General features: G+C 61.5%; 6 protein-coding genes. All 6 read left to right on the forward strand.

Translation table 11 applies throughout. From position 1 onward, the window contains the following. The first annotated feature begins 9 nt into the window (after positions 1–9). On the forward strand, positions 10–8,109 hold the full coding sequence (locus tag IG194_RS32785) for a hemagglutinin repeat-containing protein (RefSeq protein ID WP_225617123.1): 8,100 nt from the start codon (positions 10–12) through the stop codon (positions 8,107–8,109). 307 nt (positions 8,110–8,416) lie between these two features. Further along, positions 8,417–9,409: a VENN motif pre-toxin domain-containing protein gene (locus tag IG194_RS32790; protein ID WP_225617229.1), complete on the forward strand. Its 993-nt coding sequence runs from the start codon at positions 8,417–8,419 to the stop codon at positions 9,407–9,409. Beyond that, on the forward strand, positions 9,409–9,933 hold the full coding sequence (locus IG194_RS16455; RefSeq protein WP_082033847.1) for a hypothetical protein: 525 nt from the start codon (positions 9,409–9,411) through the stop codon (positions 9,931–9,933). Before IG194_RS32790 ends, IG194_RS16455 begins: the two co-directional genes overlap by 1 nt. Positions 9,934–10,208: 275 nt before the next feature. After that, a complete protein-coding gene (locus IG194_RS16460; protein ID WP_082033849.1) occupies positions 10,209–10,466 on the forward strand; it encodes a hypothetical protein in 258 nt (85 codons plus the stop codon). Positions 10,467–11,255: 789 nt separating this feature from the next. Then, complete coding sequence (locus IG194_RS16465) at positions 11,256–11,654, forward strand: Imm63 family immunity protein (protein WP_141679756.1); 399 nt, start codon at positions 11,256–11,258, stop codon at positions 11,652–11,654. Between the two features lie 559 nt (positions 11,655–12,213). Then, the gene (locus IG194_RS33320; protein ID WP_141679757.1) at positions 12,214–12,381 is read left to right on the forward strand and encodes a deaminase domain-containing protein; all 168 of its coding nucleotides are present in this window, start codon (positions 12,214–12,216) and stop codon (positions 12,379–12,381) included. The last annotated feature ends 33 nt before the right edge of the window (positions 12,382–12,414 follow it).

Here is a 12,414-nt window from a genome sequence, read left to right on the forward strand (position 1 = left end):
CCCCAGGACATGGACATCCGCCGCCCCTTCTACCAAGCCATCGCCAGCGCCCTGGCCGGCCTTCTGTTCCTCAATCCGATAGTCGCGGCCGCCGCCCAGTTAGCGGTGGATGCGGCCGCCGGCGGCAACACGCAGATCGGCGCGGCGGGCAACGGCGTGCCCATCGTCAACATCGCCACGCCCAATGGCAGCGGCCTCTCGCACAATAAATTCAGCGACTACAACGTCGGCCAGCAGGGCCTGATCCTCAACAACGCCACCGGCAAGACCTCCAGCACCCAGCTGGGCGGGATCATCATCGGCAACCCCAACCTCAAGGGCCAGGCGGCGCAGAAGATCCTCAACGAAGTCACCGGGGCCAATCCCTCGCAGCTCAAGGGCTACACCGAAGTGGCCGGGCAGGGCGCCCACGTCATAGTCGCCAACCCCCACGGCATCACCTGCAACGGCTGCGGCTTCATCAACACCCCGCGCGCCACCCTCACCACCGGCAAACCGATCCTTGCCGGCGAACGCCTGCAGGGCTACGACGTGGATGGCGGCGAGATCGCCATCGAAGGCGCCGGGCTCAACGCCAGCAATCTCGACCAGTTCGAACTGATCACCCGCAGCGCCAAGCTCAACGCCGACCTGTACGCCAAGCAACTCACCGTGGTGGCCGGGCGCAACACGGTGGATGCGGAAAGTCTCGCCGCCACCGCCAAGCCCGACGACGGCAGCGCCAAGCCGCAACTGGCCATCGACAGCGCCGCCCTCGGCGGCATGTACGCCAACACCATCCGCCTGGTCGGTACCGAACAAGGCGTGGGCGTGAAACTGGCCGGCAACATGGCGGCCAGCGCCGGCGACATCCGCATCGACGCCAACGGCAAGCTGGAACTGGCCCAGGTAGCGGCCAGCGGGGACCTGGCGCTGAAAGGCCAGGACGTGGCGCTGAACGGCCCGGCCTATGCCGGGGGCAGTGCCAGCGTGCAGGCCAGCGGTGCGTTGAGCAATGCGCAGAGCCTGGCGGCCAGGCAAGGCGTGCAACTGCGCGCCGGCAGCCTGGATAACGCTGGCCAGATCGTCGCCGGCATCGAGGGGGAGCAGCGCATCGCCGGGCAGGGCCTGGACATCGCCGCCGACCACGTTGGCAACCGTGGCCGGCTGGATGCCACCGGCAGCCTGAAGGTGGCCGCCGACACCCTGGACAACGCGGGGCAGGCCTACGCCGAGCGCATCGATGTCGACGCCCGCCAACAACTGGACAACCGCGGGACCCTGCAGGGGCGCGAAGTCGCGCTGCGCACCCGCCAGTTCAACAACCTCGGCGACAGCGCGCAGCTGATCGGCGAGCGCAGCCTGCTGCTCGATGCCCCCGCCGTGGTCAACCTGGGCGGCCTGGTCCGCTTCGGCGACGGCCAGGCGGCCAGCCTGAACTTCACCAGCCTGGACAACCGCAACGGTCGCCTGGAGGTGAATGGCGGCAGCCTGACGCTGGCCGGCGGCACGCTGGATAACCAGCAGGGGCGCATCGTCGCTGGCAGCGCACGGATCGACGCGCAGCGTATCGACAACGCCGGCGGCCTGATCGGCACCAGCGGCGGCGACCTGGCGCTGAACAGCCAGGGCGCACTGAACAACGCCGGCGGTAAGCTGCAGGCCGCGCAGGCCCTGCGGATCAGCGCCGGAGCGGTGGACAACCGGGCGGGAACCCAGGTCGGCGATTCCATCGACCTCGCCGGCAGCAGCCTGGACAACCGCCAGGGCGGCGTTCTCAGCGCCGAGCGGGGCGACCTCGACCTGCGCCTGAGCGGCGCCTTCGATAACGCCGAGGGCCTGGCCCAGGCCAGCGGCGCCCTGCTGCTGGACGTCGGCAACCTCGCCAACGCCGCCGGCAAGCTGGTGGCGCAGCGCCTCGACCTGACCTCCCAGGGGGCCGTGGACAACAGCGGCGGCACCCTGGCCGCCGAGCGGCTGAACCTGAATGCCCAGTCGCTGGCCAACCGCAATGGGTTGGTCCAGGCCGGCTCCGCCCTGACCCTGACCGCCGGCGATCTCGACAACGCCAACGGCCTGTTGCTGGGCGGCACGCTGCAGGCCGACCTCGCCAGCATCAGCGACAACGCCGGCGGTACGCTGAGCGCCGACGGCGCGCTGAAACTGACCGTGGCCCAGGCGCTGAACAACGCGTTGGGACGCCTGCAATCGGTGCAGGGCAACCTGGACGTCACGGCGGGCAGCCTGGACAACCGCCAGGGCGCCCTCGCCGGGGCGCAGCTGTTGCTGCGGACCAGCGGGGCGCTGGATAACCGCGGCGGCCGCATCGTGGGTGATGGCATCCAGGCGAGCGCCGGCGTCATCGACAACAGCGCCCAGGGGCTGCTGGTCGCCGGCGCGGATGGCCTGGCCCTCACGGCGCAACAGCGCCTGTCCAACGACCAGGGGCGCATCCAGAGCGACGCGGGCCTGCGGTTGCAAGCGCCGCAGCTGGAAAACCGTGGCGGCGTGGTGCTGGGCCAGCGCGTCGAGCTGTTGGGCGGCAACCTGGACAACAGCCAGGGCGGCGCGGTGGTGGGCAATGGCGAACAGCTGAGCCTGAGCCTGGATGGCGTGCTGAACAACGCCACCGGCCTGATCGACGCAGGCGACCAGGCTCTGCTGTTCACCCGTGCCGTCGGCCAGCTCGACAACCGTGGCGGCACCCTGCGCGGCGAGCGGCTCGACGTGCTTGCCGGCAGCGTCGACAACTCCGCGTCCGGGCGCTTGCTGGCGGGCGCCGCGGGCCTGTCGGTGACGGCCGGCGCGCTGAACAACCAGCGGGGCCTGGTCCATGCCCAGGGCGGCGCCGTGACCGCCGTGCTGGGGGCGGGCAGCCTGCAGAACCAGGCCGGCACCGTGCAGGGCGACAGCGTCGCCATCAGCGCCGCGAGCCTCGACAACAGCCAGGCAGACGGCGAGGCCGGCAGCATCGCCAGCCTGCTCGGCAAGCTCGAACTGGTGGTTGGCAACCTCATCAACCGGGGCGGCCAGCTGTTCGGCAAAAGCGAGCTGAGCGTCACCGGCAACACGCTGGACAACGGCGGCGGCCAGCTCAGCGGCGGCCGCGTCATGCTCGCCAGCAGCGGCGCGCTGAACAACCAGGCTGGCCTGATCGAATCGGCTACCAGCCTGGAACTGGACAGCGGCACGCTGGACAACAGCCAGGGTGGGCGCCTGCGCGCGCTCGGCGGCGACAGCAGCCACATCCGCAGCGCCGGCCAACTGAACAACCAGGGCGGGAACATCGGCGTCGCCAGCCAGGCCTTCGAACTGGACAGCGGCGCAGCCCTGCTCAACGGCCAGGGGCAGGTCCAGCATGCCGGCACCGGCCTGTTCCGCCTGGGCGCGGGCAGCCTCGTCGGCGCGGGTTCGCTCACCGGCCTGGGCGAGGGCCAATGGCAGTTCGGCAGCGTGGCCAATGCCGGGCAGATGCGCGTCAACGGCGCCCTCGACCTGCGTGTCGGCCAGGGCCTGGAAGTCGGCGCCGGCGAACGCATCGCCAGCGCCGGCAACCTGAGCGTGACGGCCGCCTACCTGAACAACCAGGGCGAGCTGCTCAGCGATGGCGACCTGGGCCTGACCCTTGGCGGCGACGCCTACAACACCGGCCTGCTTTCCGCCCAGCGCAACCTCACCCTGAACGCCGGTAACTTCACCCAACTGGGCGGTCGCCTGGCCAGCGGCCTGGACACCCGGCTCAGCCTCGCCGGCAACCTGAACAACCAGGGCTGGCTGATCGCCAACCAGGCCCTGCACGCCAGCGCCGCGCAAGTGAACAACACGGGCACCCTCGGCGCCCTCGGCGCGCTAGACATCACCAGCCAGGGCATCGCCAACGGCGCCGACAGCCTGCTGTTCAGCGGCGGCGACATGACCCTGCGCGCGGCCAGCCTGAGCAACCGCTACGGCGACCTCTACAGCCAGGGCAACCTCAGCTTCGCCGGCCGGGACGGCGGACGGGCGCAGAGCCTGAGCAACCGCTCCGGCACCATCGAGGCGCAAGGCGACATCCACCTCGACGTGGCGAGCCTGGAAAACGCCCGCGACGTCTTCGCCTTCGAACAGACCACCAGCTTCGGCGAATTCGACGTGCAGTGCGGCCAGCACTGCGGCGGCCACGACTCCTTCAAGCGCGGCAAGATCGACGTCAACGAAACCCTCTCAGAGCGCATCACCCAGAACAGCCCCGCCGCCTGGCTGACCGCCGGGGGCAACCTGACCATCGACGCCGGCGCGGTGGAAAACCGCAACAGCACCCTCGCCGCCAACGGCGACCTGACCATCAACGCCGACTCGCTGCTCAACCAGGGCAACACCTCGCGCACCGGCAACAAGGTGGTGGTCATCAACGTGGTGCCGGGCGACTACGGCAAGATCCCCACCGGCCAGTGGGACACCATGGAAAACCTGGCCCGCGCCTTCAACACCAAGATGGCCGCGGGCACCTTCGACCAGGACCTGTACGACCAGCTCTGGGCCATCTACAACGGCGACCGCTGGGCGATCGGCACCCCGGTCGTCACCTGGAGCGAAGACGGCGCCCAGTCCGCGCCGGCCACGCTGCAGGCCGGCAACCGCGTCACCCTCAACGTGGCGCACAACCTGCAGAACGGCACCGTCAGCGAATACAGCCTCGCCCAGCTCACCGGCCAACTGGCCGGCAGCCTGCTGGGCGGGCAACTGGGCACGGTCAACCTGACCCTCAACAAACAGTCCAGCGACGCCCAGGTGAGCGGGCCGCAGACCGTGCAGAGCGTGACGCACACGGCCGCCGACGGTAGCCAGAAGGTCAGCTTCATCCCGGTGGACTACAGCGGCGTGCCCTTCGCCGCCGTGGACCCGACGGCGGCCGACACCTTCCGCCTGCCCCAGGGGCAGTACGGGATGTTCATCCGCAGCCCGGACCCACAGAGCCACTACCTCATCGAAACCAACCCGGCGCTCACCGACCTGGGGCGCTTCCTCAACTCCGACTACCTGCTCGGCAAGCTCGGCTTCGACCCGGACCAGGCCTGGAAGCGCCTGGGCGACGGCGCCTACGAAACCCGCCTGATCCGCGAGGCCATCCAGGCCCAGACCGGCCAGCGCTTCCTCGACGGCCTGACCAGCGACTACGACCAGTTCCAGTACCTGATGGACAACGCCCTGGCCGCCAAGGATGCGCTGCAGCTGAGCGTTGGCGTGGGCCTTTCCGCCGAACAGGTGGCGGCGCTGACCCACGACATCGTGTGGATGGAAACCCGCGTGATCGACGGCCAGCAGGTGCTGGTCCCGGTGGTCTACCTGGCCCAGACCGACGCGCGCAACCTGCGCGGCGGCAGCCTGATCCAGGGCCGCGACCTCAACCTCATGGCCGGCGGCGACCTGGTCAACGTCGGCACCCTGCGCGCCAGCGAAGACCTCAGCGCCAGCGCCGGCGGCAGCATCCTCCAGGGCGGCCTGATGGACGCCGGCCAGCGCGTCAGCCTGCTGGCCGGCGACAGCATCCGCAACGCCCTGGCCGGGCAGATCCGCGGCGAGCAGGTGGACCTCACCGCGCTCAAGGGCGACATCGTCAACGACCGCACCGCCGTTACCGCCGGCATCGGTGGCGACGAATACCGCAGCTTCCTCGACGCCGGCGCGAGCATCAGCGCGCGCAGCGACCTCAGCCTGGACGCCGGCCGCGACATCACCAACCGCGGCAGCCTCGCCAGCGGCGGCGACAGCTACCTCGGCGCCGGCCGCGACATCAACCTGCAAGCCGTGACCGACGCCAGCCGCCTGCGCGACATCCAGCAGGGCGGGCACCACGTCACCACCACCACGGTCGCGCAGAACCACGGCTCCAGCCTGACGGCCGGGGGCGACCTGGTGCTGGATGCGGGGCGTGACCTGAACGTCGTGGGCAGCCAGGCGAGCGCGAAGGGCGACCTGACCGCCGCCGCCGGTCGCGACATCAACCTGAGCGCTGTCGAAGACGCCGCCAGCGTCGAAGTCCGCAGCAAGACCAGCAGCAGCCGCACCGTCGAACAGATCGGGCAGACCCGCCAGCTCGGCGCGGAACTGACGGCGGGCGGCGACCTGGTGGCCAGCGCCGGGCAGGACCTGAACCTGACCGCCAGCACCATCAGCGCCAGCAACGAGGCCTACCTATACGCCTCCCGTGACGTGAACCTGCAGGCGGCGGCGGAAACCGACAGCCATGCGCTGAGCAAGACCAAACGCAGCCATGGGCTGCTCTCAAGCTCCGAGAAAAAGACCGAGGACACTTCCCTCTACACCACCCAGAAAGGTTCGCTGGTCAGCGCCGACAAGATCGCCATCCGCGCCGGCCAGGACATCGGTGTCAGCGGCAGCGGCGTGGCCTCCACCAACGGCACCAGCCTGCTGGCCGGGCGCAACGTGCTGATCGACGGCGCCACCGAAACCAGCGAGACCAGCCACGCCGAGTCGAAGAAGAAATCCGGCGTGATGAGCAGCGGCGGGCTCGGCTTCACCATTGGCTCGGCCAGTACCCAGGCCACCCAGACCAGCCACAGCGAGCAGACCCGCGGCAGCACCATCGGCAGCGTGCTGGGCAACGTCGACATCCAGGCCGGCAAGGACCTGACCATCCGCGGTTCGGACGTCATCGCCGGCAAGGACATCAACCTCATCGGGCAGAACGTCGACATCCTCGCCGCACAGAACGAGAACCGCAGCGAGCAGACCTACAAGAGCAAGAGCAGTGGCCTGACCCTGGCGCTCTCCGGCACCGTGGGCAGTGCCATGGACGCTGGCTACCAGACTGCCAAGCAGGCCAGGCACGAAGACGACAGCCGGCTCTCCGCGCTGCAGGGCATCAAGGCCGGGCTGACCGGCGTGCAGGCCTGGCAGGCGGCGCAGCAGGGCACCGAAGGGGGCGGCGTCAGCCAGTTCTTCGGCATCAGCGCCTCGCTCGGCTCGCAGAAGTCCAGCTCGAAGCAGACCCAGGAGCAGAGTGTCAGCCAGGGCAGCAGCCTGACCGCGGGGAACAACCTCAACATCCTCGCCACCGGCAGCGGCGCCGTGGGCCAGGACGGCGACATCCGCATCCAGGGCAGCCAGCTCAAGGCCGGCAACGACATGCTGCTGGCCGCCAACCGCGACATCCTGCTCGAAGCCGCCGCCAACACCCAGAAGCTCGATGGCAAGAACAAGAGCAGCGGCGGCGCAGTTGGCGTGAGCGTGGGGTATTCGGCGGACAAAGGGGTAGGCCTGAGCATCTTCGCCAACGCCAACCAGGGCTCGGGTAAGGAAATCGGCACCGGCACCACCTGGACGGAAACCACCCTGGACGCCGGCAGCCAGGTCAAGCTGGTCAGCGGCCGCGACACCACGCTCAAGGGCGCCCAGGTCAACGGCGAGCAGATCATCGCCAACGTCGGCCGCGACCTGACCCTGCAGAGCCTGCAGGACAGCGACTACTACGACGCCAAGCAGAAGAACGTCTCCGCCGGGGCGAGCGTCGCCATCATCGGCACCGGCGGCAGCGCCAGCGTCAGTGCCAGCCAGAGCAAGATCGACTCCAACTACAAGAGCGTGCAGGAGCAGACCGGCCTCTACGCCGGCAAGGGCGGCTTCCAGATCGACGTGGGCAACCACACGCAACTGGACGGCAGCGTCATTGCCAGCACCGCCGAAGCCGACAAGAACCGCCTGAGCACCGGCACCCTGGGCTGGAGCAGCCTCGACAACAAGGCCGACTACAAGAGCCAGCAACAGAGCGTCAGCATCAGCAGTGGCAGCGATGGCAGCGGCAAATTCATCAGCAACATGCCCAGCGGCATGCTGGTGGCCTACAACCACGGCGACAGCGCCAGCGGCACCGGCCATCTCCAACGGCACCCTCGAAATCCGCGACCCGGCCAACCAGCAGCAGGACGTGGCCAGCCTGAGCCGCGACGTCGAGCACGCCAACGGCAGCATCAGCCCGATCTTCGACAAGGAGAAGGAACAGAACCGGCTGAAGCAGGTGCAGTTGATCGCCGAGATCGGCACCCAGGCGATGGACATCGTTCGGACGCAGGGGGAGATCAATGCCACCAAGGCGGCGAGAGAAGAGCTAGCCAAGAACGGGAACCATAATCCGAGCCGAGAGCAGATCGAAGAAAGCGCGATCTACCAGAAGGAAATGTCCCAGTACGGCACCGGGAGCCAGCTTCAGCGAGCGGCACAGGCCGTGACTGCCGCACTTCAGGGGCTTGCTGGTGGTGATATTGGGGCTGCGTTGGCCGGGGCATCGGCACCTTATCTCGCGAACACCATCAAGCAACTGACCGAGGGTGATCGCGAGGTGCAATTGATGGCCCACGCGGTGCTCGGTGCATTGGTCGCCCAGGCTCAGGGGAATTCGGCGATTGCGGGGGCTGCGGGTGCTGCTACGGGCGAAGCGATGGCCTCGGTCATCGCCCAGCAGTTGTATGGCAAGAACACCGATGACCTCAGTGAGTCGGAGAAACAGGCCGTCGTTGCACTTTCTTCGCTGGCGGGTGGCTTGGCCGGCGGTGTGCTTGATGGCAGCGCCGGCGGCGCTGTCGCGGGAGCGAAAGGTGGGCAGAACGCCGTCGAGAACAACGAGTTTGGTGGTCGGCTCTATGTCGACCATGTATTCGAAGCCTATGTACAAGGCGGCGGATGCCATGGCGGTTCGCGCCAGCAGTGCCGCACGCAATTTGAGAACACCCAACTAGCTAACGGTGGGCTAGAGACCGCAGCTGCATTCGCATTGCTCCCCTTTGCCATCGCGGGCGCGGCGTTGACGCCTGCAATGGTGGCCGCAGCAAGAGCCGGTGCTAGTGCTTGTGCGGCGAATCCGCCTTTGTGTGTAACGCAAACTACCAACCTGCTCGTTGAGTTGGGACTTAGCGATGCATTGCCTACAGGAATACTACGGGTTGCTGGGGCAAAGCTCACTTACGAGCAGGCCTCAAAGATTCGTGCGGCACTGGAGGTCGAGCAACAGACTGGGCAGAAGCTTTCGGCTGATGCGGTAGCGAGTATTTTGACGGAGGGGGGGGGCGCAAAAGCAACTGCTAACGCTCCCCATACACCCAGGTTTATTGCGGATTCTGTTGGTAACACTATTGATTTAGATTATACCAAGGGGCTCAGGGAGACGAATGTGACGGTCACGGGAACGCGTGGTGGTGTTCAGTATCCATTGCAAGGACAAACTCCCGATTCTTATGCGAACCTTGGAAATGGGCATGTTGTTGTATACGGTCCAGAGGGGCGTGCACTATATGATGTGTCTAGCTCTCGGATTAAGGTGATCGAATGGAACCAAGCTCCGAATGGAACATATTTCCCTAAGAAGGGGAGTGACACAAAGGCTTTTGAAGGAAGTGTTCCTCAGTCGGTTCTTGATATCTTGGGGTTGAAGTGATGAAAGTTTATAAGGGTGATATTTCTAAGGAGTCGTTGAGCCTGTTTGTTTCGGATATTGGCTCCGGGGAATTTTTTTCATATGTAGGGAGCTTGGTTTCATTAGAACAAGCAATTTCTGTTATAGGGTTGCTCTCTCCTGATTTTATTGAGGTCAATGGTCACATTTTCTGGCTGCCTAATGCTCAGCAATACGACCCGAAAAAATTTCATTTAAAGGGGCTGGTCGAGACCGAATCTGGAGTGCTGGAACAAAGTGCATCGCGTAGAGACGTTGAACGATACAGAAATATTTTTTCAATAAGTCAGTTCTTTTCAAAGTGGGAAGATGTGCCGGGTCGAACCATATTTAAAGTGGGCTTGTCGGAAGAAGACTATCGTCTTTGTAATTTATTTGCTGAGCAGATCGCTAAATATTGGGGGCGCGCATTGTCAGACGCCTTCCCAGAGAAGGTCTTTCAGTTTGAAATTGCTGACGATCTTCTCGATGAATATGGGGTTTGTCTGACATTCTGGCAGTCGTAGTTTAACGGTAGGGCCGAAAGGGGATTTATTTTTCCTACTCTAAAGCTGGCTGACTGGACAGGATTAGGGTGTGATAAATAAATTTGTCCCCTTTTTTCAGCTTTTGAGAAAGATGGCGTAATTTACAGCTTGGATAATCGTCGTTTGCTAGCTGCTTCTCAGGCTGATGTCCCAGTAAAAATAGTTCCTGCTACTCAGGCGGAGGTGGCGAAGGAGGCTTGGAAAATGACCACTCCGAATGGTGGGGGAGTTATCTGCGTTAGAGGATCTTGTCAGTGACCTTCACAAGTAAAGAAATTGATTCTATAAGCACAAAGGAAGACTTTGCAGACTTTATTTCTGGTCTGCGAGAGGAACTGACGAATAATCCAGATGAGTGGGAGAACCAGACCCTGGATAGATTTTTGGATGCAATGGAGTCTTGGATTAGGATGATTGATGCCTATTCCAAAAATACTGGAGATGTGGAGGCTCTTAGCCCGAGTTGGAAAACTTTTGCCAAGATACTTTGTGCTGCGAAAGTCTATGAATAAAAAAGCCCCGGCGCTGCCGGGGCTTTTTGTTTAACTTAGCTGTAATCACCAAAGGACCGAAAAGTGGATGGATTTATTTTTTCTACTCTAAATCTAATCTAACGGGCAGGATTAGATTAATGAGGATAGGTTTATCCTATTTTTGTTAGATCTTCTTGAATTGCTGTCGGAGGTTATGTGTCTAGGTTTTTGCCTTTGGCTGTCGCGGCTATTTTGGTTAGTGGATGTAGTTCTTACAATGCTCCCACAATCCCTGGCGTTGCAGCTAGTGCATTGTGGAAAGGCAAGAGTATTAATGATGCAGCTCTAAAGTGGGGTGATCCATCAGGGGTTTTTAGATTTGACGATGAGCAGAATTTGGCATTCTGGAATAGTGAAGGAAATTGCTTTGTAAAAAGATATCAAGGGCGAATTGTCGAGCCCGAGACGAAGTGCATGCTTAAGGCGAAGGCCGATAAGGAGGCTAGTGAGCTTTCTACTTGTCGACTGGAAATATTGTATGATAACAAAGGGGTTGTGAAAGACTTGAAAACTTGGCAGCGACGTGCGGGTGGGTGTTCAGACTTGTTTTATGGGGAAAATAATCCATGGTAATTTTTAAACCTTTCTGGAGCCAGAAAGGGGGACGGATTTATTTTTCTATTCTAAAGCTGGTCTATCGGGAAAAAGAGAGTGGCAAAAATAAATTTTTCCTATTTTTTATAAAGTTTATCCAATATTTTGAGCGATATAATTTGGCCGGTTGATGGGGGACGGGTGTTTAGGGGGATATAAAGCATGTGTTGCTTTATGGAAGAGATACGGGCTGCCGTTTATGAGCTTGGCAAGAAGATTGGAGCGCCAAGAGCTCTTCTATTGGTAAGAGGGAGCTCTCCGGAGGATGGAAGTCCTCATGTTGAAATTCATGATAATGGATTTGATTATGTATGTTCTGAAAGAGGTTGTGAAATATATAGGAGGCATACTGATTTCGTGGATGATTTATTGTATTGGATAATCAGTGGAGTGGCTCTTAGATTGGCCTCTGACTACGAGCTGGCTAACAGGGCTGAAGGCGTTGATTTTCGTAGGTTGTATTTTTCGAAATACATTTCAATTCTTGGTGAAATTAGTGAGGAGTGGAAAGAAAAGGCGTCCAATGAGGTGCGGGAAATCTTAGCATCTGCTCCCTATGTTGATGGTCAATAGGTGAGTAGTAAAGGTTTGGAATAAAAATGGTAATTTATCTGTTAACGAAAAGGGGACAGATTTATTTTTCCTACTCTAAAGCTGGCTGACTGGACAGGATTAGGGTGTGATAAATAAATCTGTCCCTTTTTTTTATTCCTGCGGTGATTGGTGCTGGAGCAGGTTCCGGGGTTGGCAGTGTATTCGGGAAATATGCAGGGGGATATTTACCTAAGGAACTAGGTTCAGGAACTAATGAAATCCTAGGGAATGTGACGGGAGGGGTGATTTCTGAGATGGTGAGCGATGAAGCTTCTGGAGGGCTAAGTAATGATAGGAAGTAAAGTAGTGTTTTGGGTTTGGTTTATTGTCCGTACTTTTTTTATTTTCTGTGCTGCGATGTTTTTTGCATTTGTAGTTAGTATTGTCTTGGTTAGAGTGTTAAGAGGGGAGGTAATAGATGTTCTGGATGTTCTCGCGTCTTCCCTGTTTGATGTGGTGAGGGGGGGAGCGGTTGCAACTGGCGCAGTATGTGTTTTGGTTTTGATAAATTACTTTAAGGCCAGGGGTAAGGGGGAGGATGAGTAATATCCCAAAAGGGCGCGAAAAGGGGGCAGATTTGAATGGCACTTACTTAAGTAATACCGCAGCACGAGGAGCTGTAAATATACTTACGGAGAAAGCTGCTTGCGCAAGCTGTCTGAACGTAGCTGAACAGTTAAAAGCAAAGTATCCAAATACACAGTGAACATTCTCGATAACCAAGGAGTCATGCTCCGCC

Origin of the sequence: Pseudomonas sp. ADPe, assembly GCF_014843515.1 — a bacterium.
GTDB lineage: Bacteria > Pseudomonadota > Gammaproteobacteria > Pseudomonadales > Pseudomonadaceae > Pseudomonas > Pseudomonas citronellolis.